This is a genomic window from Candidatus Acidiferrales bacterium (assembly GCA_035515795.1).
In the GTDB taxonomy this organism is placed as follows: domain Bacteria; phylum Bacteroidota; class Ignavibacteria; order Kryptoniales; family JAKASW01; genus JAKASW01.
The window spans coordinates 38,220-62,284 of sequence record DATJAY010000023.1; the positions used below are offsets into that span (position 1 = coordinate 38,220).

Here is a 24,065-nt window from a genome sequence, read left to right on the forward strand (position 1 = left end):
ATCTGTTCCAACTTATCGTTCACTTTGTTCAGCAACAGCCAGAAACCTTGCGATTACTTTTTGAATAGTGTTCTCTCAATATATCCACTACTTCTGGCCGCGAAAATTCCCTCGGTAAATCCTGGGTGCTACTCAACCGCTCACGTACTTTTGTGCCGCTGAGGATAATCCGTTCGTCGGCTCCATGCGGACACGTTTTCTCAGATGCCATCCCTTCACACTTATTGCAATAGAAGGTGTGCTCAAATTTCAGAGGAGTAATTCCTAGTTCATCCTTTGAGTACCTGTCGAATATCTTCTGCGCATCATATGTACCATAATAATTCCCGACTCCTGCGTGATCTCTGCCGACAATGAAGTGCGTGCATCCATAATTCTGTCGAATTATCGCGTGATGAATTGCCTCTCTTGGTCCGGCATAACGCATTGCCGCCGGCATAACTGAAAGAAGCACACGGTCCTGTGGATAATAATTTCCCAGCAGGGTCTTATAGCATTCCATGCGAACTCCCGCAGGTATATCGTCGCCTTTCGTTTCGCCGACGAGCGGATGGAGAAGAAGCCCGTCGACCATTTCAAGAGCAACCTTCTGTAAATATTCGTGCGCACGGTGGATGGGATTGCGGGTTTGAAAAGCAACCACGCTCTTCCAGCCTCGCTCCCTAAAGTAATGTCGGGTTTCAGTTGGCGTGAGGCGATATTCGGGGAAATCACGATGTGCCTCTAATCTGACAACGTCGATCGATCCGGCGAGGGCCGTATCTCCTTCATCAAACAGATTTTTTACACCTGGATGTTTCGTATCGGTCGTCTGCCAGACCATCCGCGCGAGCTCTTCTTTATTCACTTTGAAAATTTCACTGAGCTGAAGGATCGCGATATTTTTTCCGTCATTGTCTCGAAGAACCACCTGATCGGAGACCTTTAAACGGTCGGCTTCTTCATCTTCGACAAGAAGGAGAATTGGGATAGTCCATGCGAGGCCGTTTGTCAGTCGACCGTTTTCTATGATGTTTCTATAGTTGCCTTCACCAATAAAGCCGGTCAACGGAGAATATGCCCCGCTTGCAATTAGCTCGATGTCCGACCATTGACGTGCGCTGAGAGTGACTGAAGGATATTTTTCAATCCGGTCGATGACTTCATTCCTTTTATTTTCCGGGAGGAACCGGTTAACCAGCGTACCGCCGTGAGGAGCAATTGTCGAATAATCTTCGTTCCCATTCGTATCCTCAAAACGTGAAGTCGCAACTGTTTCATGAAGCCGTCCGGTCCTCTGCAATTGTTCGATCACCTTCTCTTCCTCTTGTTCCGAGAGATTTGTGTCTCCGACCGGCAGCAGACCGAGGAGCTCAAGCGCGCGGAGAAGCTTATTCACACTGATGTCAATTGTTTCTTTGTCAGTCTCAAGAATAACTTCAGGCGCAAGCGGCTGCTCGTAAGGATCCGAGACACCTGTAAAATTTTTTATTTCGCCGGCGATCGCTTTCTTATAGAGCCCCTTGACATCACGCTGGACAAGAGTCTCCATCGGCGCTGAGACAAAAACTTCGATGAAGTCCTTTATCTGAGAACGGACATGATCCCTGATCTCCCTATATGGAGATATGGCCGCAGCGATTGCAATGGCTCCGTTACGGGACAGAAGCTCGCAGACAAATCCGATCCGCAAAATATTTATATCGCGGTCTTCCTTACTAAATCCTAGACCTTTGCTCAGATGAGTGCGGACGACATCACCATCTAGAACTTCAATCTTCGCTTCTCCCCGCTCTTCCAATTTCTTGACGAGCCCGGCAGCTATCGTTGATTTTCCAACTCCGGAAAGACCGGTAAACCATATCGTGAATCCTTCGTGCTTGGGCATATTACTTCCTTATGTAATTAGTAGGCTCCTTAAGAATCTTACCTTTCAAAAATCTTATAATTCACCCGAACAATCCTTCAACCGACAGATAGCGTTCGCCGGTATCGTAGTCGAAAGTCAGAACTGTACTACCTTCTGGGATTTCCGGAAGTTTCTTGGCGACAGCAGCGAGTGCCGCACCGGTAGAGATACCTACAAAAATTCCTTCTTCCTTTGCAGCCCGCACGGTGAATTCGAACGACTCTTCTTTGGTCACCAGCACAACTCCATCAAGGATCTTCACGTTCAGGTTTTTTGGAATAAAACCCGCGCCGATTCCCTGAAGGGGATGCGGGCTCGGTGAGCCTCCGCTGATAACGGGAGACAATGCCGGTTCAACTGCAAAAACTTTGAGCTTCGGAAACTTTTTCTTCAAGACGTTTGCGCAGCCGGTGATATGTCCTCCGGTTCCCACACCGGTGATCAGATAATCTATGCCGTCTGGAAAATCACTGATAATTTCCTGAGCAGTCGTCCGCTCATGCGCTTCGATGTTGGAGGGATTCTCAAACTGCTGCGGTATCCAGGCATTTTGCGTTTTGGAGGCAAGCTCGTTTGCTCTGTCAATTGCACCCTTCATGCCTTTTTCGCGCGGAGTCAGTTCGAGAGTCGCTCCATATGCAGTCAGAATTCGTCTTCGTTCAACAGACATCGATTCCGGCATAACGAGAATAAGTTTATACCCCTTAACCGCAGCCACCATCGCGAGTCCGATCCCCGTATTGCCGGATGTGGGTTCGATGATCACACTATCCTTTTTTAAGATCCCGCGGCGTTCCGCATCATCGATCATGGAAAGTGCAATGCGGTCTTTTATGCTCCCGCCCGGATTTGCTCGCTCGAGTTTTATCCAGACGTTCACCTTGGAAGGAAATAACCTGTTGATTTTCAAATGAGGCGTGTTGCCTATCGTTTCGAGTATAGAATTAACTTTCATGAGAAATGCTCCCTTTTATTTTAGCGGAAAAATGAATCGAGTTATGATATCCCGTGATCTTATATGACAAAGTCGATACCTCCATTCGTCTCGTTCGGAGTCCGCACATTTACCTTCGTCTCGGTGTACACAAACGAAAACGGCGGTACACTGCGAGTCAGCCACGAATTGCCTCCGACGACGCTGTCATGTCCGATTGTTGTGTCGCCGCCGAGTATTACAGCTTGGGCGTAAATTATCACATTGTTTTCAATTGTCGGATGGCGCTTTGTATTTGCAAGCGATTTGTCCACACTCAACGCGCCGAGAGTAACGCCCTGATAAATTTTCACATTGTCGCCGATGACCGTTGTCTCACCTACAACGATTCCCGTACCATGATCGATAAAAAATGGAGTGCCGACTCGCGCCCCAGGATGGATATCGATTCCGGTAAGCTGGTGAGCATATTCGGTCAGCAAGCGTGGGAAAATAGGCACGTCAAGCAGGTAGAATTCATGGGCGATACGGTAAATGGCGATCGCAAGCAATCCCGGATATGCGAGGACCACTTCTTCAACGCTCTCTGCTGCGGGATCGCCGCGATAAATCGCCTCAGCGTCGAGCCAGAGCTTGTTATGAATTTCCGGAAGCCGTGAGAAAAACGCACCGACAATCTCATCAACTGAATCACCCGGTTTGTGCGGCAGCGAATGCAAAATCGCTTTGGCATTGCGCTGAAGCAAAACTAATTTCGCCTGTATTTCTTCGGGCGAAAAGTAAACTTGTTCAGAGAGAGTTGGGAATAGACACTCAATAATTTCATCCGCGAACCGACGGGTCTCCGCCTTGATTGGCAAAGTTAATCCATGCGGCTCATGCTTTTGAAACAGCGTTTCCGCCAGCGTCAGTAATTCTCCGTCCGATTGAATTGTTTTCATCTTAGTGACTTTCGTAGTTGGTAGGAAATTGATTGATTAATTTTATATGGAATGGCCTGGGCGTCGATGAGGGAATGCAGGCTCTTATTTATCGCCTTTATCAATCTAAGAAATACTATACCAAACTGCGACATCTTGTTTATCATGGGTTACAAAAGTTTTATTCCCGACACCACTAACATTGAGCCGAGGATTATTTCAGTCGCTCTCTTCGGGAACGAGACGCTTAACCTGCTTCCGAGAATTGCTCCGGGAACCGAGCCAATCAACAGATTAAGGAGCAGATTAAAATTGACAGTCCCATTCGCAAGGTGTCCTGCGCCGGCGACTGCAGTGAGGATCGCACCATGGAACACGTCAATTCCGACGACCTGTGAAACCGGGATCGCATAAGTTGCAAGCAGGAACGGAACAAAGATGCTTCCGCTCCCCACAGATGTTATAGAAACTGCAAAACCGATCCCAAAACTGACGGCTCTTATTCCGAAGACTCTCCTTCGGACGTCGGGCGAAGATTTGAATTTATCTGCAAGCTTCCAAATCGGCGGGTAAAACAACCCGACGGAAACGACGATGAGAATAGCACCAAGAGAATGCGTAATGAATGAGTCAATCGAGAAAGGATGGAAATATGAAATAAGCCTGAGGAAAATGAATCCAACGATTGCGCCGGGCAAACTGCCGGATAACAGTGTGCCCGTTATTTTGAAGTTAACATTTTTCAAACGGACGTGGGTAATGGCTCCAGCGATTTTTGTCAAGGCACTCAGGACAAGATCGGTTCCGACCGCGAAGACGGGTTGCACTCTGAATATGAAAATCATTATCGGTGTGATAAGGCTTCCGCCTCCCATTCCGGTAAGGCCAATCATCGTTCCGACAAAAAATCCCGCTGCAATAATTTCCCAGGACATCAAGCGTTCGGCCTTTCTTCCCGGTTTTGGGGATCGATAACGTGCAGTCCGCATTCTTTCTTTTGAAATCCGCGCCATCTTCCGGCGCGATCGTCTTCACCCGCGGCAACCGGCGTCGTGCAGTGAGTGCAGCCAATACTTGCGTATCCTGAATCATAAAGCGGATTATACGGCACTTCGTGATCCACAATATATTTCCAGACTTCCTTTTTAGTCCAGCCGGCAAGAGGATTTATTTTTAACAAATTGAACCTCTTGTCCCATTCAACTAATCCCGCATTCGAGCGACCCGGGGATTGCTCGCGCCTGACAGCAGTAATCCAGCCGAAATAATTTTTCAGAGCCTCACGAAGCGGTTCCACTTTCCTGATATTGCAGCAAAGATCCGGATTGCTTTCCCATAGATTTGCACCATGAAGTTTTGCCTGCTGCTCCAGTGAAATCGGAGTTGCATAACGTATCAATCTGATTCCGTATTTCTCCTCGAGCCTGTCACGAAGCACATAAGTTTCAGGGAATAAAACATCCGTGTCCAAATAGAAAATCGGGATTCCTTTGTTCACTGATGCAATCATGTCAACGATGACCACACCTTCTGCACCGAATCCGGTAGCCATCGCAATGTCGCCGATCCGGAAATTAGTACTGACCCATTCCAGCACTTTAGCCGGATGTGCGGGCTCGAATTGTTTATTCAACAAACTAATTTCTTCTTGATTCAAATTTACCATAATTTCCTTATCGATTGAGACTCACTCTCCGAGTGAGTCTCAACCTATAATGTCTTTATACGTTCTGCACTCTTGTTGCCGAATATTCCAATCGTTCTTTTGCCTTGGCAACCGCCTTTGATTCTGCTTCGTCGCGTGTCGAGGCTTCGGCTCGCGCAATATTTGCTCCAGGATCAACATTATCGACGGTGCAATAAAAAAGATCACCGAGTTTGTAGCTCACTATGTGCATCTTGAAAGACTTGATCGGTCCCTTCGGCAGAGGAACTTCCTCTGTTCTCTCGTGATACTCTTGCGGGGTCATCGTGTTCATGCTCTTTCTCCACGCGCGATGGGCGCATTTACAAGATTTCCCCACTCCGTCCATGAACCATCGTAGTTCTTGACGTTACTGTATCCGAGAAGATACCTGAGGACAAACCAGGTGAGGCTCGACCGTTCACCGATGCGGCAGTATGCAACTATATCTTTGTCGGGCTTGACTCCGAGCGGTTCATACAACGATCTGAGTTCAGCAACCGATTTGAATGTTCCATCTTCGTTCACGTTTTTTCCCCAGGGTACATTTACTGCCTTTGGGACATGACCGCCGCGCTGGCATGTTTCGGGCAATCCGGGAGGCGAAAGAACCTTTCCGGTGTATTCGTCGCCGGACCGCACGTCTACCAATGCGACCTTCTTGCCATCGTCAACTGTCTTCAAGACGTCCTGAAGATAAGCTCTGATTGAAAAATCGGGTTCGGAAGCTTTATATGCCTTTTTCGGCACGTTCGGGATATCTCTTGTCAGCGGCTTTCCTTCCGCGACCCACTTCTTGCGACCGCCGTTTATCAACCGGACATCCTTGTGTCCATAAATTTTCAATTGCCAGAGCGCCCACGCGGCGAACCAGTTGTTGTTATCGCCGTAGAGCAAAACGACTGTATCGCTGTCGATTCCCGATTCGCTAAGGAGCTTCTCCAATTCCGATTTTGGAACGAGATCTCGCCTGACGTTGTCCGACAATTGAGTTTGCCAGTCCCAACCTACCGCGCCAGGAATATGGCCCTCGCCATAAGCTTTCGTATCTACATCGACTTCGACTATTCTGACATTTGAATCCTCCTTGTGCTGGTCGGCCCATGCTGTGTCGACCAGAACTTCAGGATGTGCATATTTATCTTGTACCATGACTTTATTCCTCCGTTGTCACTTTTTGATGTTCACCTTACTTGTTTTCGTCAGACCGCGCATTCACCTTCCCCTGTCACTGCGGCAAAAGCCTGTTTCTCTCCGAGATCAACAAACAGTTCCGCGTTTCGATTATCCACCCTGAAATCCGAGAGATCTTTGATGTCGTCGCGGTACGAACGGACTCCGACACGTTCCGTGAACTGCCAGAAATTTTCGTCGGTGCTACGCTGGGAGATGAATCTCTTAATGATGCGTGAGACAGCTTCGACAGCATATCGAGCCGGTACTCTTCCCAGCGTAGCACCGAACGTTTGTTTGCCGGAGTTCATGCCTCCGCCAACAGAAATTAAGTACGAAGGAATTTCTCCGCCTTCGACTTTTTTTGTTGCGCCGTGCAACCCGATTGCTGCAACATGATGTTGACCGCATGAGTTCGGGCAACCGCTTATCTTTACACGAAAACCTTCCAACACTTCGGCCCAATCGGCGTTACGATGAAATAGCTGAGTCAATTCCTTCCCTAGGGCGCGTGAATGAGTTATGCCGAGGTTGCAGGTATCTGCTCCCGGGCATGAAGTCACGTTTGAAGAATCAAGTGCGCCCGCTTGATTCAAACCTAAAGTTTTCAATTCCCGGTAAAGCGAATTCAAATCTGAAGACCTGATCCATCGTAGAACTATGTCCTGTTGCGGCGTGGTACGAATTTTTCCGTTCGAAAAGCGCTGCGAGATCTCGCTCATTACAAACAGCTGATCCACCGTCAGATCACCTATCGTCGGGTTGATGTAAACCACATTATAACCCGTCTGTTTCTGGCTGGCAACATTAGTGTCAAGCCAGTGATTAAACTCGACATCACCGTTTGTCTTAAGGATAAAATTTTCGTCGACGGGTAAATATCCTGTTTCATTCTCCTCTTTGGGTTCGGGATATGTTCTGCCGGATACCATAATCTTCTCTCTTTCTTCAAGCACCCGGCGCTTGAAATCCTCGAATCCCAACTTCCAAAGCACGTACTTCATTCGTGCTTTGTTTCTATTTTTTCGATCGCCGAATGCATTGAAGATCGTGAGGACGGCTTCCGTGGTCGGAATCAGGAGTTCGATCGGCAGAAATTCTTCGAACAAATCCGCAACTCGCGGTTGACCACCAAGTCCGCCCCCTATATAGACCTTGAAGCCCTTTCTCGTCTTACCGTCTTCGTCCTGAAGCGCAGCTACATATCCTATATCTTGTATCCACGGAATGATACCGTCACTCTCATCGATGCTCCCGGAAAAGGAGATTTTGAATTTCCTCGGAAGGAGTTGATTTAAATTATTTCGCAGTAGATGCTTTGCGAGGAGATGTGCATATGAAGTTATATCGAAAAGCTCCGATTTCGCTACGCCGGCCAAAGGTGCACCTATGATATTCCTGACAGTATTACCACATGCTTCACGTGTAGTGAGTCCAACCTCAGATAATTTCTCCATGACGTCGGGAACGGTCTCCAGTTTAACCCAGTGAAACTGTATGTCCTGTCGCGTGGTGATGTGAGCGATCCCGTCGGAAAACTCGCGCGCTATCTCGCCCAGCCTTTTCAACTGCAGGGATGTCAGGAGTCCGAACGGGATCCTGACGCGGACCATGTTGAAACCCTCCTGGTCCGGCCGCTGACCGTATATCCCGCGGTGCAACCTGAATTTTTTGAATTCATCCTCGGATATCTCATTTTTTTTCAGACGACTCAATTCATTTCTGAATAGGCGTATATCCTCCGCATACGCTACCTGATTGTCAATGCTATATATTGATTCCTCGGTTTGCGACATTATGTTCTCTTTCTCTCTGTATATAAAAAAAGCCCTTCGCTCGTTTTCAACGAAGGGCTTCAAAAGTCAAATTGAGGTTAAATCAACTCATGGGCCTACACCTTCGCGAAAACAACGCGATCCCATCATACAGGTACAACAACAACATGCACACGCTGCACAGCGATTGTTTAACGTTGTCGAAGGTGTCTTACTATTCATCTCATTAATAAGATACAAATACATAACTCTTTTGTCAAGTTTAAACATTAAAATTTTTAAAAACCTCAAATTATTTCAGCGATTAGCATCGCACTGCAATTTTGTGCTTGCCGGGTTGAACAAACACTTTTTCTTCGAAAGTCAGTGCGTGATCGAGATCCTCAATCAGGTCGTTTACGTCTTCGATACCAATGGAAAGTCGAATCACTCGTTCATTTATACCGGCACTCTCACGCAATTCGGGATTCATCGAGGCGTGACTCATGGTTGCAGGGTGTTCTATAAGAGATTCGACACCGCCCAACGATTCCGCTAGAGCGAAAATCTTTGTCGACCGCAGCACGCGATTCACTTCTTCCCTCGTCCCATCGACTTCAAACGAAATGATTGCTCCAAACCCGTATTGCTGCCGCCCGGCAAGTTCATGCTGCGGATGAGTCTTGAGTCCCGGATAAAAAACTTTACGAACATTTGAATGCTTGGAAAGAAATTCGGCAACGGCACGGGCGTTTCGTTCGTGCTCTTTCATACGGGGCGCCAGCGTCTTTATCCCGCGCAGGACGAGCCAACTATCGAAGGGAGACGCACCTTGCCCAAGTGCATTTGCCAGAAATTGCAGCCTCTCTGCTTGTTCCCTGCTCTTTACCACCACCGCACCGCCTACCACATCGCTATGCCCATTAAGATATTTTGTCGTCGAGTGAACTATAATGTCGGCGCCAAGCTCAAACGGTCTTTGATTGAACGGAGAAAGAAATGTGTTATCCACAATTGAAATCGCACCATGTTGATGAGCAATCTGCGACAGCGCCTTGATATCGACGATATTAAGGAGAGGATTACTCGGCGTTTCTATCCAGAAAGCTTTTGTATTCGGTTTGATCGAAGCCTGAACCGCTGAAAGACTGTTCATATTGACATAAGAGATTTCTAACCCGAATTGTTCACGATAGGTGCGCAGAAGACGCTCTGTACCACCATAACAATCGTGGGTACAAATAATGTGATCCCCCGATTTGAAAAAATGTAGCGTAAGTGCAACTGCCGCCATACCTGTAGCAACGGCGGCTGCGCTTGCACCTCCTTCGAGGGCAGAAATATTTTCTTCTAACGCACGTCGTGTTGGGTTTCCGCTTCGCGTGTAGTCAAATCCCTTGGTCTGGCCGACATCTTCGAAACGGAATGTTGAAGTTTGATAAATCGGTGTGATAACGCTGTTGAATGCGGAATCTTTATCGACTCCGGTGTGGATTGTGTTAGTCTGAAAACGCATACATTAACTCCTTTCGTGACCACTACGATCAATCGTGGTCTTTTATTGTGCATCACTTGTGCCGATCAAAATCACTTCCTGTTATGTTCGGCGTCCCGAACATCCTGTTCGGGAAAACGAAAAAACCTCTTCCGATGATCAGAAGAGGTAACGGGTAATGTACACATCTTCCTCTCATCTTCCCCGTCGGCTCATATTCGGCGGGCAGGAATTAGCACCTGCGTTTGAAGATTCAAACCGGTTGCTACGGCGTCACCGGGCCTGTTCCCTCGACCGTTCTTGATAAGATAGAGGCTTAATAAAGAACTTGTTTTACTTAGACAAGATACAAATTGATCGGAAACTTGTCAAGTATTTGATTACAAAAATATTATCTCCTCAATTCAATCCGAATTGAGGACGGCATTTATTCCAAACCCGAATGAAGACAAAATTTCCTTAAGTTCACCGTCTTTTGTTCCGTCGATCTTCACTTTGAAATTTGAAAACTCATGGCGGAAGTGGTAACCGCTTCGAAGCCGTTTGAAGAAAGCTCCGCGTTCGGCAGGATCAACGGAATTAATGTTCCTCAACGCTTTGTCGTCCTTCTCAATATCGTAACAATGACTCATGGCATGAGCAAGAATATCTTCAGCACTCGAACCAGAGTTGTCTGTTTCTATGATTGGACGCTCAGGCGGAGAAACTAGATAAGAAAAATCTCCCGGCTTTGGTAAACTGAAGTGCGCGCAAAATGCTTCGAGAACCATTCTCGTGGCATTTATCTTTCCATCGATGGAATAGCCTGCTACGTGCGGAGTCCCGATCGCACACATCGAAAGTAGTTCAACGTCAATCTTCGGCTCGTTTTCCCAGACATCCAAAACCGCGTCGCCGACAACTCCATTTGCAATCGCACTTTTCAGGGCACTATTGTCGACGACACCTCCTCTCGATGAGTTGATAAGGAGGCTTCCTCTCTTCATGAGCATTAATCTCTTCTCATCGAACAGGTGATAAGTGGGGTCAGAACCGCCGCGTGTAAATGGAACGTGTATCGTTATGAAGTCAGACACCATCAGATCATCGAGTGAAATGAACTCAGGATTGCGCGTTGCCCTTTGAAACGGAGGATCGTTCTGCAGGACATGCATCCCTAACTTCTTCCCGATGCGGACGATCTTGCTCCCGATATTTCCAACACCGACAACTCCCAGAGTTTTTCCTTTCAGAAGAAAATGTTTTCTCCTGGCTAGTGCAAACAACGCAGCAAAAACATACTGCACAACCGCATTCGAATTGCTTCCCGGCGCACTCGCGAAAACAATATTTTTACTCCTCAAGAATTCGACGTCGACGTGATCCGTGCCAATTGTTGCAGTGCCGACAAACTGCACTTTGCTTCCAGAGAGCAGCTTCTCATCGACCTTCGTCTCAGACCTCACGACAACGGCGTCTGCATCGTGAACTGCAGCGCTGTCAATTGCCTTGCTTTCAAGTTTAACGAGAGTGCCTAAAGGGCCGAAAGTTTTATCAACAAAAGGGATAGCAGAGTCTACGACTATATTCATGAAAGTAATTCCCGGATCTTCAAATAGTCATCGCGGTGAAGCCGCCGTCAACCGGTATGATCGTACCCGTAACAAAAGACGAGGCGTTGTTTGAAGCGAGCCAGATTATCGCGCCGCTCAATTCATCAGCCTCGCCGTACCTTGCCATCGGGGTATGGTTAAAAATAGACTTTCGGCGCTCTTCCGTCAGGATTTTCCTGTTTTGTTCGGCGGGAAAGAACCCCGGCATGACCGCATTGACGCGGATTCCATACGGGGCCCACTCCCTTGCCAGAAAGCGGGTCATGTTGTTCACACCGGCCTTCGATATTCCATATGTGAAAACTTTTGAAAGCGGTATCTCAGAAGACGCGGATGAAAAGTTTATTATGCTTCCCTTTACTTTATTGTCGATCATGTGCTTCCCGAAGACTTGGGAAGCAAAGAATATACCTTTTAGGTTTACTTTTAGAATTCGCTCCCACTCATCTTCCTGAATATCGAGAACAGGTGTCGGAGAATTAACCCCCGGGGCGTTGACCAGGATATCGACCGTGTACCACTTTGATGCAATCTCGTTCTTTGCTGATTCAAGTTCTTTTTTGACACAAGCATCGGCGTGTACCATCATGGCTTCCCCGCCTTGCTTCTGAATTTTTTTTACCCGATCCTCTGCAGCATCCTTGCCGTGGTTATATACTATGACAACCTTCGACCCGGCTTTTGCAATCGCCTCCGCAACGCTCCCGCCAAGGACGCCGCTTCCGCCTACCACAACGGAAACTTTACCGTCTAATCTAAAAAGATCTTCCAAATAGGAATTAGCCATTATTCAGCTCCAATCAATAGGTTAAAACTTTCCCGACTCACTCACATGAATTTAACATTCGGAAAGCAATTTATGTAAGGCAATTGGAACAAATTATTGCCGAGGCACGATAGGTAATGGAACGGCAATCTCGTATAAAAACATACTCAATACGGGGACATACTCGAATAAAAGAACCGCCAGGTAATCCTTCCACACACCCGTCAGTTGGTATGTAACTAGAGTGAATGAAGTCAGACTTATCAGGCTTACAAAGGCAATTCCGCTCCACCTCGGATGCAGCGGCAGCAGGATTGCCAACCAGCTTAGGTACCACGGATGAACGACCGGTGAAAATATCATCAAGAGAAAGACCGACAGATAGATTTTTGTGAGAAGCTCTTTTCGGCTTAAGACAATAGGAGCATAAAGGACGAGAAGCAATAACGCACAAACGGCTCTTGTCCTCTGGTTATCATTTAAAAAAGAATTCAATAAATCAAATACAACTCCGTTGAAAGTCCAATTCTCGGTAAATGTAATCAAAGCCTGAAATGGCGAACCGGAAAAAAGGAAAGGGAGATAAAGTAGAACGCAGACAGCGATGGGCACTGTGACAACTTTTAGACGATTGAGCATGCCTCTCTCCGAGAAGACGAATATCGGGATTACAATCAGCGCTAACGGTTTGATGCAAATGGATAGACCGATAAGAAAGTAGCTTAGAAGTTTTTTGTCTGTGATATAAAAAAGAATTCCAAACACAAGCAATGGGAGACCGAATCCGTCCATATGTCCGTCGACAAAGAACTGAAATAACGGCAGCGGGCAGAGTGCATACAACAAAATGTTCTTCCGGCTAAGATTGAGTTTCCGGACAATCATAAATATCCCGAACAGCGTCATGATATCGAAGACAAACAAGAGGAGCTTTATTCCAAGAAAATTTTCCCCGCTGATCCTATACGCCAGATAAAACAGAATTTCGGCAAGGGGAGGATAGATTGTCTTCATATCGGCAAAGTTCACACGCGCCGGAAGAATCTGAGAATGAAGTCCGGTCAAGGCCGGATCTGAAGGAGAATATCTGTATGGGTTTATTCCGTTTGCAATGACTTTCCCATCCCACAAATACCTATAAAAGTCATCAGAGCCGATTGGATGGATCGGTATCAGCACCAATCTCAAGACCAGCCCCGTTATTATCAAAACAAGAAAACGCCCTGCAGGTGATGCATATTTCAAAATAGTTTTACAAAACAAAATGTAAAGAAGAGAAATAAGAATGTATACAAAAGAGTAGCTAACAATCGGGGACAAAAGAGTTGTAGAGAGAGATGAAAAAACTAGGAAAACATAGGATAGGAATAAACGTATCGGGAGAAATGTTTCCATTCATCGGTCTCTAATGGTGCAAGTTAGCCAATGCCGTGTAATGTCACAAATAGAAAATCACAGCGACGGCAAAGGATTTAAATTGATGACCGGCTACTTCAAAAGTTTTGTGAGTTTCTTCTCAAGATTACCTCCTACCAATTCATTCCCCAAAGCCACAATGATCCCTCGCGGATTTACCAAAATCAGATCCGGGATAGTATTTGCCTGGAACTCGCGGACAACTTCATTGTTAATGTCTTTCCCCAAGAATGCATTCAACCATGGCATCTTCACCTTGCTTTTTCTGAATTCCGTCACATTCTGAGAAATACTGTCGACCGAAAGACTCAATATCTCAAAGTTACTATGCCTGTATCCTTCATATACATCACTCAGCAGTTTTACCTCGTCGACGGATTCTGTATCCGTTGTAGCCCAAAAATTCAATAAATAATATTTTCCTTTTAAGGTTTCATTAGAAATAATTTTTGTTGAATCATCGATTGAGACAAGAGAGAATGGCGGGACGGACCTACCTGCCCTTAACTCGTACTCATGTGGAAGAGTTTTGATTAGCTGTTGCCCCTCGGGCGTATTTTGGAATCTGCCGGTGAGCAAGCCGTAATAATGCGCTGCCGTTTCTGTTTGCTCAGACAACTTTGCAACCATAAATTCATCATATAACAATGCGGATTTTATTCTGTCCTCAGGGTTCTCATCGAGGACTTCATTCACGTATTTGTTCTGTTCAATCTGAGTCAGACCCGAATGTCCCAAAGCATAGTAAACACTGTGAGGATTTACGAGCCAGACGATTGATGAAGGTGAAATCTGTTTCAAAGACTCTCTGTAGATCGATTTATCCAATTGTCTCGCCATCATGGCAACGGTGATATAATTTAGGTATAACTCTCTCCGTAATACTTTGTTGCGTTCATGCTTGATTTCTTTCTTGATGGACGACAGGATAGGGGAGAAATCCATCTTGGATTGTTTTTGCGCAGTTCTTGACATTATGTAATTTTTGAGCGCAGATTGATACGTAGTCCGGCAATGTTGTAACTCATCATAGATTTCTGCAAACCTCGATATCACCGGATCTGTCCCGACAAAAGCGATCCTCTCGGGTTTTTCTGAACGCGGAAGTTTCTTAGGGTCAAGAATAATCCCAACTCTCCCATTTGTCGCCGTTACCACGCAATTATAACCCCCTGTCCCGTTATATACATATTTATCCGCCTGCGTTCCTTCAACCTGATCACCCTCTCTGACTCCCAACAATCGATAAAGAATCGAATCGGCATTGGTCTCGATGTTTGCGGAATACGTACCACCAAGCTCTTTCTGCATAGGGACGGCTTTCAGGATATACCAGTTGTTGACGTTACTATTTACTTTTGCGCCGTCGAGGTCATTCAAATAATGATAAGCTGCGAGTCGCACATCAACATCAATCGCCCCAGGTTTGTCGATATAGAGTAGCGTCATATGTTCCTGATGGAACACGCCGGAAAACTGCAATACCCAGATGCCTGATGAGTCTATATTTATTTCAAACTTGCCATCCCTTTCTACAACAACAGATTTGACTGGTGAATAGTCCGGGAGCCTCAACAAGGTCACATTTGCGCAAAGCATGGGCTTGCCATCAAACCCATCGACCGTTCCTGTAACTTTGGTTTGAGCATGACCAAGGAAAGACCAAAACAATGCGGCAAAAAGAAAGCAAGCTGACCTCAGCATATTCGGTTCCATTACATTCCTCTTAACGTCTCGGCAATTTCTTCGGGGAAAATATTTTCTTACCATCACAAAATAGATCACACGGCTAAATCAAAAAGACCGGGTAGCTTCATGAAAACAATACCCGGTCTTTCCTGAAAATTAACTGTATCCGTTCTCTTACAGCGGAAAGGTCACGGCTTCACTGCTTACTTTAACAAGACCATTTTCTTTGTAAGAGATGTATTTCCGGCTTGCAAGCGATAGAAGTAAATACCGCTGGCATACCTGCTGGCATCAAATGTTGCTACGTAATCGCCCGCATGTTGGACACCGGAGAACAGGGTCGCCACTTCTTGTCCGAGAACATTGTAAATCTTCAACGTAACATAGCCATTCTGCGGGACAGAATATCTGATGTTAGTTGTCGGGTTGAACGGGTTCGGATAGTTCTGCAAGAGGGCATACCTGGTTGGACGCGTATTGGGAACCTCTTTGACATCGGTCAGGTTCCAGATTGCGTTGTCATACGCTGTACGATTAGCCAACCATGTAGCGTACTGTGTCGGGAACCAGTGATAAAGGTCGCCGAGCGGCAATCCATCCGTTCCGGCCGTAAGAAGTTTCGTATTGCTGTAGGTCAAGTTCTCCATTAGCGGCCAGGCAGCATTGAGGTCAGGGTTATATCCCCAGAATACGCTGCCTCCCACTGTGTATCTTGCTTGCAGGAACGTCAGAATGCTGTCCTTATTGGTGGCAGGAGTGGTAAATCCGGGATCGGTACTGTCATAAATATTTGCCATCTTCACCAAAGGATGAGGATAGATCTCAGGATCGAAGAATCCTGCACTCCGATCATTCATCAAAGGTTCAGGTAAGATCTGGCGGCTAAGAGCGGTGACCGTATCGTTATAGGTGGTAAAGAATGGCTGGAACCAGGTGTCCGCGTAGTTGCTGTTGTTCTCGAAGATTATGACACGCTGCATCTCGTGGACGCTATCTGTCCCATCGAAAGTTGGATTGTTCACAAGTGTGTCAACATTCAGAACCGCTCCGTAAAGTAAATTGTTCGGATCCTGGCCTATCCTGTCGGAGTAACGCTCGCCGGTGAAATGGCCGTTTACAAAAACGTTGTTCGTGCAGACGAGCCATGTCCAGTAGCTTTCCTGCAACGCAAACTTTGCAACATTCAGGAAAGTGTTGTGGTTAAACCAGATGCGATGCACAGGTATTCCTTGCGTCTGGAAAGTAAATCCCATATTCTCGAAGGTATTGTTTTCGCATCCGACCGAGTCGCCGCTGGAAGCCGACTCGAAGTATATTTGCCTGCCCGACCACCATTGACCTGGATCAATATCATTCCGGAAAATACAGTTCGTAAATATTCCCGTAAAGTGCTTGCCGAGAATGTGCATAGCAGGGGCCTGATCCCAATCGAAAATGACATTGTCAAAAGTTCCATGTAATCCACTTGTATTTTCGAATGTCATCTGATTCCATGATTGAGCGCCGCTGTTGTCAACATAGAAGAGCCAAATATTCTTCAGGGTTAAATCTCCGTAGCAATCAAACGGCTCGCTGTAATACACACCGGTCGCTACACCAGGAATTACCACCGGCAGACCAGGATCTGTGCCGGAAGCCGGGGGCGGTGCACCAATGATGGTAATCTGAGTCCCTGCCTTAACCGTGATCCAACCGTTTAAGAGGTAATAACCGCCTCTTACCAATTCATACACTCGATTCGGATTGTTTCGAGCTCCCGTCGCGGTAGTGTCACCTTGAATTACGGTGTTGATCGTCCCCTGATTGTTGTCATTCGGAACGACAACGGTGTCAGCGGTCTGGGCGAACAACGATAACGGAGCGACAAGAGTTACTAGAAGCAATGCGAAAATGAACTTCTTCATTTCACTTCTCCTTCTGATTTTTGCATTTGTTAATTATTAAGATTAAAAAACTCATTCTCGAAACATTTAATATTTCTATTTCCGTCTCATTCCTCCTTTCAAGAAAAATTATCACATCGTATATCTGACGCCCAGGTCAGCAGTAAGACCATAATATTGCTCGGACGTAAAACCTCCAATGCTTCTCTGCAGGGAGATGTCGGCCCGGGAATTAATGTTGTTTACATCAAAGAACAACTGCAGTCCCGTTACAGGCAGCGTCTGCCTGACTGTCGCATCCATTCTGAAGTAAGGTTCCTCGATGCCGTCTCCTTCGGGCAACGCGCCGATACCTGTCAGCATCTTTCCCTGATATAAGAAAGAAAGTCTCGCCGAGAAGCCCTTGTAGTCATAACCGAGAGAAGCGTTGACAATGTCGGCAGGCTGGTCGATGAGTTGGCCCGAACGAGAGGAGTCGATCACGACAGTGGTAGGTCTCCTCTGACCCGGGAAGGTCACATTCCTGTTAAACACGTAAGGATAATAAGTGTTCGACCAGATATGAGTATAATTAATACCAATAACAATTCCATCAAACGGAACCGGGAGGTACCATAATCTGGTTTGGAAATCGCCTTCCAGTCCTTTTACAAAGGCTTTGTATGGGTTATTTTCCCAGGTATTTATGGTTGCACTTGAACTCCCGTTATACCTGGCATACTGTCCCATCGTTGGCCAGCCTGACGGGTAATTTGCCGGAAGGAGAGAATCTGCCACCAACCTGTACCCGCCCACGAAATAGCTGAAATTACGTATGGTCTTGTAGAAACCCCCAAGGGTTAGAAGACCTATCTCACTGTTGTGAAAAGCTATTTGAGCATCATGGTTGTATGACTGCGCAGGAACAAGATTAGGATTTCCGGCGTTGATGTTTGTTCCATTTTGATCCTCATTGAAATATGGAGCGGTTGCCGTGAAATCAGGGCGAGCAAGTGTCTGAGTATACGAATATCTAAAATCCACCCAGTCGGCTATCTCGTACTTGCCCTGAACCATGGGGAGCCAATATCTATTCTTCGGGTAAAATGTAACCGTGTCAACTTGTTGATTTATGATATTACCGCTGCTCCTCATCCGGTATGCAGTGAATTGCGTATTGTCCTGTTCAAATCGCGCGCCGCCTACGATCATCAGATTCGGACCGAGATCGAGCTCGGACATTGCATATGCGCCGTAGTATCTTTCGTAATTAGCATAATCATTAATTTCGTTTTGATAAAGTCCTGATACCCAGCCGTTACCCAACGGATTGAGTAGTGCCGGAACTCCCTCTATATAGTTGACCATTCCTTGCAGCGTAGACGAAGCCGGCACCCATATTAGATCGCCGAACTTATCATTGAGAAAGTCCCTGGCAAGGCCTTGATCCGAGTTTGTAAAATCGCTTCCTAAGAATGTGGTAATGCTATGGCCAGTCAGGACCAACTTAAGGTTGTTAAACTGCGGCTGCGCGTGCATTGAATCGACAAGGAACTGGCTTCCGCCGTAGAACACTTGCGCGTATGGCAGGTTCTGATCGTTCACGCGGTGGTTATATCTGAATTTCCCTCCGAATTTCAGAAATCCCGACACCGAAGAAGCAAGATTGAACGGAATTTTGAAATTACCGGAATAGGTTTGATCGTTCTCCTTGAAATCATAATTCCCATCTCCAAGGAACTGCAGGTATGTCAGCGAGTCGATGTATTGGGCCCTCGGAACAATATTCTCAGGGAGAGTGTTCTGATTTATCTGGCCGCTTATTGCACCTTCCTCAGTAACTGTAAATGTGTACTGATGCGGGATGTAGTTCCTAGAATAGGTGTTAGCAGCACCCAAATCCATTGACATGAATCCAAAATCGTACTTGCCTTGAAGCGCATTCGTCATCTGATCGGTGTTGCCGTTGCCACTGGAAAGATTGAAATTGAGATTCTTGCTTTGCCCGGACGCGGTGCCATAATTTGTCGTGTAGTCCGTACCATCGGAGTTCAAGCGTGTGAACATGTTTATGGCCGTCAGAGAACCTGCAGGGAGCTTGTAATCTAAAATCAGGTTGCCTCCATAGCGGCTCCTTGTTTCAATATGCCGCCGCAGCTGGATACTGGTTACTTCGACAGGGGCATAACCGGTGATGCTGTCCTTAGTGGCACTCAAATTCTGATATTGCGCATAAAAATTGTCGTCGCTTCGATCATATCGTTCCACGTTCAAGAGAAAATATGCACCGAGATTATCGTCAAGGAAACGATCACTCACTGCTCCCAGCGCCTTATAGTTATTGTAAGTCTTGGTTTTGTTCACGTAACCCGACTGCCACAACAGATCGGTATGCAGCCCTGACGGTGCTTCTCTTAACTGCATATTCACGTAGCCGCCGATAGCGTCAGCTTCCATGTCCGGCGTCAGGCTCTTGTACACTTCAACCGACTGCAGCATCAGAGGAGTAATCATTGTCAGGTCAACACTCCTGTCTTGCGTGGGATTAACTGGCGCCGAAGGATTGAGCTGAACCCCTCCACCGTTGCCCGTAGCGCCGAGGTCGATCCCGTTTACGGCTACTAGGTTATATTGCGGAGCGATACCTCTGATTACAATCTTGCTCGCCTCGCCTGAACTTCTAAGGGTTGAAACCCCTGGAAGACGACCGATAGCCTCAGCTGCATTGAAATCCGGAAGCTCTTGTATCTTGGCAGCGGAAACCACGTTCACTATGCTGTTCGAAGAAAGCTGTTGGTTAATCGCTTGCATCTGACCTTGGGCCTGGGCAGTTACGACCACCGTCTGCCCTGTAATGGTTGTCGGCTCCAAATAAAAATCCCTTTCGACTTCACCACTTTCCGGTACGTTTACTTGGACAGTCAGTTGGTTATAACCCACGTAGGAAATCGTCATTGTCTGTTCACCCGAAGGAACATTATAGATGGTATAATTGCCATTTAAGTCCGATGCAGCACCTATGCTGGTGTTCTTCACGACGATCGTGGCCCCCGGCAGAGGATCCTTAGTCTGCTTGTCAAAAATACCACCCTTAACTGTCCCCGAACTCGCCGCGTGGAGTGCCTGCACAAAAAGTATAAAAAGGAAAGTCAAGACAAAAGAGGTCTTTCGTAGAAATTTGTAAAATTCTTCCACCATAGCTTCTCCCTAGTTTTAAATCGCCTCAACTACAGTCGACCATCTCACTTCATAAGGAATTTCTGCGGCGTGTCGCTCTTCCATAATGAGGTCAAGAGAGCCGACAATTCAATATTCTTGACACAAAGAGGCGGAACCGAGGTGGTCCCGCCTCTCGAAGTAAAAGCTTCTACTTTATAAGCATCATTTTTTGAGTCCTGACGAAGCTGTCAGCCGTCAATCTAACGAAATAAATTCCGCTGGCGTACCTTGTACCATCAAATTTTACGTTGTAGGATCCGGCAGCTTGCTTTTCGTTGACCAACGTAGTTACTTCTCTTCCTAGGACATCATAGACTTGAAGAACTACTTTCGAATCATTCGGAAGATCATACTTTATGGTTGTGGACGGGTTGAAAGGATTCGGATAGTTGGCGTACAGTTGATATTCCTTGGGAAGATTACTGTTAGCACCTCTAACTCCGTCAACAAGCTCATGAGGGAAAGAGATTCCACTTACGACAAGATTATCAAATTCGATATTGCCTGACCACGATGTCGTATCATAAGGAGCGGGATACCAGATAACCACGCCAACCTGCGAAGGTTTGGTAGGATCAAACTTCCCTGCTCCTGCGAGTGAATCCAGCTTCGTGATTGACAACGTGTTCCACTGAGCATGGGTTACCTGCGAGCCGACCGTGTCAATGACAAAAACGCTGTCGTTCTTGCCGCTTGATACATAGAACTCCACCAATGCCTTATTGGGGAACTTCGCTGGTAAATACAACCCGAACGAAATCGCATTAGCAACAGAATCATCTGCATCCATCATCGAAACAGTATCTCTAGCGACTGCGAACTTGGGGGCATTCTTGGAAATATTCAAAGTTCCTTGCAAAACATAGCTCTGATCGCTGGTTGTCAGGTCGGCGTATCTTTTTATCGTACCTGAAGCATACTTCGGCACATAAAATCCCTCCTTGCCATTTGACCCAGCGCTTTCAAAGTCCGCGGCGTTCCAAACTTTAGGCGGACCGGCGACGACCTGGTTGATGACAGAAACGTTGCTGACGTATACATTTCCATTCCAGGTTACGCCGTTGGGGCCACCGATCTGGATTCCATACTTCCTTAAATTGTCCGTGCTCTTGCTGTATGTATTGAAGAAAGAACCGGAACCAGTGTCCAGGATACTGGCTTGAGCAAGGTCAAAATACAACGGATACCAGACCTTCTTTGGAATATTGATGCCATTGTAAGTCACCGGACCATTGGGTGGCCAGTTCCAGCTGGGATCGCTCTGCGCCCACGTCTGGATATTGAAGGTGTCAGGGAATGTGGTGTCAACATATACCCACTGTACCAAGAAATTCTGACCCTGGGCGGCAAACCCTGGATCAGGTTGATTCCCAAATGAAGTCGCACCAGTTGAAGCTGAACCGTTTTTCAGCTGGCACACCATGACGCCAGTCTTGCCGGCAAGAGTAGTATCGCTCCAGTATGTGCTGTCGACCCAGCCGTTGTGCCACTGATTGGAGAACTTTGTGCTGTTCGGACCGCTCAGATCAGAACTAAAGTCGCCAAGCACGGTCGGTTTTGCACCAACAATAGAAATGTTAGCAATGTAGAATACGCCGGTCCATACCGAGCCCCATATTTGCATGCCGAGCCTTATCTGGTTGTTGACCGGATCAAAGGGTCCGGCAGAACCGACAGGATTCTGCAACGCAAGTTCAGTCAAAGGAGATGACAGCGGAAACCACGTATCCTTCGGAATAGCTGAAGCCTTCGTGTCGACTTCTTTCCAAGACCAATGCGTGTGATCCATTGCCCATATTCCTATCTCTGTCGTATCAGGCATATTCGCACTGCTCGGAATATAAATCCAGACAGTGAGAACTTGAGCTCCATTAACAGAAATGTTATCCGTCTGCATCTGCGCGTTGTTAGAGCCGATCAATGTCATGTGCCAGCCCACAACGTGCTTATGGACCGCCGCCGGATCAGCAGCGATGTAGATCGAATCTGAACCACCAGTATTTTGGACAAAGCCATCTAGCGTACTGTCTGCAAAGCTCGCGAGAACCTGAGCTCTCACAGAACTTGCGAGGAAAAGTAGCATGGCTATAAATAATACCGACTTCTTCATTTTTTACCTCCCTTAAGTGAATTTAATTAGTACAATTTGTATGAATGATATGACTTATAAAAAGCTTCTGCGTTGGAGCCCGCAAAAAGAAAGGACCGCCTGAACTCTGATCTAGTAAATAATTACTCGTCACGCCTCCGTGTTATAGCTAGCTGCTTAAACTCCTGCCAAGTTCATCATGTTAACATTAACATCGAATATTTTCCGAACCGATTCGATTTGTCAATTGCCAATTTAAATCGATCCGCCAATAATGTCAAGGGGTCGAAGCTGGATTCAAAAATTTTTTCAAAATATTTTTTCGGTTGAATCACCGAGAGGCAAAATGAGGTTTTTGAAGTAAATTCGACTAAAAAATCATTCACGACAGCGACTTTTACTTTTGCAGACATGATGAAGCATGCCGTTTGGACTCCCAGATATTTGATTTTCAGACCACGATACCCTAACTTACGCTGTTCAACAATCCATAAAACCGTTTCGATTGTTGCAAATGAAAGTAGGAATCTGAGAGCTTAGTGGAAAGAATAACAATTGATCATGTCGCCCGGAAGGCTGGGGTTTCAAAAAGTACTGTTTCGGCTGTCATAAACGCAAAAGGTTCCGTAAGGCCTGCGACGAAGGACCACATTCTCGAGGTGATGAAAGAACTCAATTTCCGCCCCAGGGGCGTTGCAAGGAATCTGAAAAACTCGTCATTGGACAAAGCGATAGCAATAATCACAAAAGATCTGTACTATCCTTTTTACACCGCTATCGCTTCGGGCGCAAAAGATTTCGCGAGGGATAAGGGATATGCCCTGATTCTCGCAAGCTCGGACAGCAATCAGGAATACGAGAAGAATCTATCGCATTTTTTTTCCATGAAGGACATCAAAGGTACGATAATATGTCCGGTTCTTGAAGGGACGGCGGAAATCGAACATCTCTTCAAGTTGAAAATGTTAAACTACCCCTTCGTCTTGCTAGAGGAAATCAGCGGGATACAGGCAAATGTCGTTACAATCGACAACATTAAGGCGATCAAGAAGGCGGTAAAATATTTGATGGAGATCGGTCACAAAAAAATTGTTCATTTCGCCGGCCCACCCCATGATTCACATGCTCAGGAACGCATGGAAGGATTCCGCTATGCCTTCAGTGAAAGTACGTCGGTCTTCGACAAAGATATGATTGTGCCGATAGGCTCTCAATATGAAAGCGCATATTCAAGCACGATAGATTACTTTAAGAAAAGAACCGTGGATCAATATCCAACCGCGATCGTATGCTTTAACGATCACCAGGCTCTCGCAGTTATGTCAGCATTAAGAGAGTTGAACATCTCCGTACCGGGGGATATTTCTATTGTCGGAATCGATGATATCTATTACTCAAAAAATTATCCTGTGCCGTTGACCACGATAAGAGCACCCCAATATGAGATCGGCAGAAGGGCCGCGGAAATTCTTATTCGTAATACCGAATCTCCGAGATTATTGCCGGTTGAAAAGGTGGTATTAGAAACAGAGTTTATTATCAGAGAATCGACAAGAGTGTTGACCGACTGATAGAAGACAATCC

At 46.4% G+C, this 24,065-nt stretch carries 17 protein-coding genes and 1 riboswitch; of the genes, 1 reads left to right on the forward strand and 16 read right to left on the reverse strand.

The genetic code is table 11. From position 1 onward, the window contains the following. Window positions 1–28: 28 nt before the first annotated feature. The 16 genes from sat to VLX91_10020 all read right to left on the reverse strand — a co-directional run bounded on the left by sat (window position 29) and on the right by VLX91_10020 (window position 22,502). Window positions 29–1,867 (reverse strand): sulfate adenylyltransferase, encoded by a 1,839-nt coding sequence (gene sat, locus VLX91_09945; GenBank protein ID HUI30526.1) that lies wholly within the window; start codon window positions 1,865–1,867, stop codon window positions 29–31. A 61-nt stretch (window positions 1,868–1,928) separates the two neighbouring features. Beyond that, window positions 1,929–2,843: a cysteine synthase A gene (gene cysK, locus VLX91_09950; protein HUI30527.1), complete on the reverse strand. Its 915-nt coding sequence runs from the start codon at window positions 2,841–2,843 to the stop codon at window positions 1,929–1,931. Window positions 2,844–2,902: 59 nt separating this feature from the next. Continuing rightward, complete coding sequence (gene epsC, locus VLX91_09955) at window positions 2,903–3,763, reverse strand: serine O-acetyltransferase EpsC (GenBank protein ID HUI30528.1); 861 nt, start codon at window positions 3,761–3,763, stop codon at window positions 2,903–2,905. 149 nt (window positions 3,764–3,912) lie between these two features. Beyond that, window positions 3,913–4,677: a sulfite exporter TauE/SafE family protein gene (locus VLX91_09960; GenBank protein ID HUI30529.1), complete on the reverse strand. Its 765-nt coding sequence runs from the start codon at window positions 4,675–4,677 to the stop codon at window positions 3,913–3,915. Continuing rightward, entirely contained in the window at window positions 4,677–5,408 is a 732-nt protein-coding gene (locus VLX91_09965) for a phosphoadenylyl-sulfate reductase (protein ID HUI30530.1), read from the reverse strand. Before VLX91_09965 ends, VLX91_09960 begins: the two co-directional genes overlap by 1 nt. A 55-nt stretch (window positions 5,409–5,463) precedes the next feature. Beyond that, entirely contained in the window at window positions 5,464–5,721 is a 258-nt protein-coding gene (locus VLX91_09970) for a hypothetical protein (protein ID HUI30531.1), read from the reverse strand. Further along, on the reverse strand, window positions 5,718–6,578 hold the full coding sequence (locus VLX91_09975) for a sulfurtransferase (protein HUI30532.1): 861 nt from the start codon (window positions 6,576–6,578) through the stop codon (window positions 5,718–5,720). Before VLX91_09975 ends, VLX91_09970 begins: the two co-directional genes overlap by 4 nt. A gap of 50 nt (window positions 6,579–6,628) precedes the next feature. After that, the gene (locus tag VLX91_09980) at window positions 6,629–8,395 is read right to left on the reverse strand and encodes a nitrite/sulfite reductase (protein HUI30533.1); all 1,767 of its coding nucleotides are present in this window, start codon (window positions 8,393–8,395) and stop codon (window positions 6,629–6,631) included. 283 nt (window positions 8,396–8,678) lie between these two features. Then, the gene (locus tag VLX91_09985; GenBank protein ID HUI30534.1) at window positions 8,679–9,869 is read right to left on the reverse strand and encodes a PLP-dependent aspartate aminotransferase family protein; all 1,191 of its coding nucleotides are present in this window, start codon (window positions 9,867–9,869) and stop codon (window positions 8,679–8,681) included. Between the two features lie 171 nt (window positions 9,870–10,040). Beyond that, a riboswitch (SAM riboswitch) is annotated at window positions 10,041–10,158 on the reverse strand. 94 nt (window positions 10,159–10,252) lie between these two features. Next, window positions 10,253–11,419 carry a 4-phosphoerythronate dehydrogenase gene (locus VLX91_09990; GenBank protein ID HUI30535.1) on the reverse strand — a complete coding sequence of 389 codons (1,167 nt, stop codon included), beginning with the start codon at window positions 11,417–11,419 and terminating at the stop codon, window positions 10,253–10,255. 19 nt (window positions 11,420–11,438) lie between these two features. After that, window positions 11,439–12,227, reverse strand: a complete 789-nt coding sequence (locus tag VLX91_09995) for an SDR family oxidoreductase (protein ID HUI30536.1) — start codon at window positions 12,225–12,227, stop codon at window positions 11,439–11,441. A gap of 93 nt (window positions 12,228–12,320) precedes the next feature. Beyond that, a complete protein-coding gene (locus VLX91_10000) occupies window positions 12,321–13,451 on the reverse strand; it encodes a glycosyltransferase 87 family protein (protein HUI30537.1) in 1,131 nt (376 codons plus the stop codon). A 243-nt stretch (window positions 13,452–13,694) separates the two neighbouring features. Next, the gene (locus VLX91_10005) at window positions 13,695–15,338 is read right to left on the reverse strand and encodes a thioredoxin-like domain-containing protein (GenBank protein ID HUI30538.1); all 1,644 of its coding nucleotides are present in this window, start codon (window positions 15,336–15,338) and stop codon (window positions 13,695–13,697) included. A 176-nt stretch (window positions 15,339–15,514) separates the two neighbouring features. Beyond that, the gene (locus VLX91_10010; protein ID HUI30539.1) at window positions 15,515–17,215 is read right to left on the reverse strand and encodes a T9SS type A sorting domain-containing protein; all 1,701 of its coding nucleotides are present in this window, start codon (window positions 17,213–17,215) and stop codon (window positions 15,515–15,517) included. 111 nt (window positions 17,216–17,326) lie between these two features. Beyond that, window positions 17,327–20,371 carry a TonB-dependent receptor gene (locus VLX91_10015; GenBank protein HUI30540.1) on the reverse strand — a complete coding sequence of 1,015 codons (3,045 nt, stop codon included), beginning with the start codon at window positions 20,369–20,371 and terminating at the stop codon, window positions 17,327–17,329. 169 nt (window positions 20,372–20,540) lie between these two features. Continuing rightward, window positions 20,541–22,502 carry a T9SS type A sorting domain-containing protein gene (locus tag VLX91_10020; GenBank protein HUI30541.1) on the reverse strand — a complete coding sequence of 654 codons (1,962 nt, stop codon included), beginning with the start codon at window positions 22,500–22,502 and terminating at the stop codon, window positions 20,541–20,543. A gap of 518 nt (window positions 22,503–23,020) precedes the next feature. On the opposite strand from VLX91_10020, the gene VLX91_10025 reads away from it, so the two are divergent. Further along, the gene (locus VLX91_10025) at window positions 23,021–24,052 is read left to right on the forward strand and encodes a LacI family DNA-binding transcriptional regulator (protein ID HUI30542.1); all 1,032 of its coding nucleotides are present in this window, start codon (window positions 23,021–23,023) and stop codon (window positions 24,050–24,052) included. Window positions 24,053–24,065: the final 13 nt, after the last annotated feature.